1 protein-coding gene is annotated in these 731 nt (G+C 61.3%); it reads left to right on the forward strand.

Annotation, left to right across the window (positions count from 1 at the left end):
- The coding region (locus Abin_RS04845; protein ID WP_048845239.1) for a hypothetical protein at positions 1-731 on the forward strand (731 nt) is incomplete at both ends.

Consider the following 731-nt stretch of genomic DNA (forward strand, 5'->3'; position numbering starts at 1 on the left):
CTGGCCGTCTGGTTGCCAGTGCGGGGCAGGTGGCGCTGACGGCACAGGGGATTGCAAACGATAACGGTCTGATTGAGGCCGCTGGCGATGTGACGCTGCTGACGTCTTCTCTGAACAATGCAGCCGGCAAGGTGATTTCTGATCACGGAGCGCTGATGCTTGAGCGGACGGCTGACGGTGCCGGGGCGGGCGAGGTCATCAATACGTCGGGGGCCTTGCAGGCAGGCACAGATCTGACGGTCTATGCCACAACGGTTGAGAACAGGTCTGGCACTATCCTGACACAGGGTGGCAACCTGACGCTGACGGGCGGGGCAGACGGGTCCGCTCTGCACTCCGTCGTGGATAATGCGGGCACCTTGCAGGCGGCACAGGATCTGACTCTGACCACAGACAGTCTGACCGGCGCATCCAGTCTGTCTGCCGGGCGTGATCTGGCGTTTACGACAGCACAGGGTCAATCTGCCGCCATGCTGTTTTCTGCCGGACGGAATGCCTCGGTCCAGTTGAGCGGGACATATGAGGTTCAGGCTGGAAGTGGGGTCATTGCCGGTGGGAATGCCACGGTCCGGGCAAGTGGCATTACCAATGCCGGTGCGCTGATGGCGGGAGGAAACCTTACCGTTCAGACCCATGGTGCAGTCATCAATACCGGGCTGATGGAAGGCACCACGGGCCTCACGCTGGCTGTCGATGGTGCGTTGACCAATACGCAGGGGGCCATTCTGTCT

It is taken from the genome of Acetobacter indonesiensis, assembly GCF_000963945.1.
Lineage (GTDB): Bacteria > Pseudomonadota > Alphaproteobacteria > Acetobacterales > Acetobacteraceae > Acetobacter > Acetobacter indonesiensis.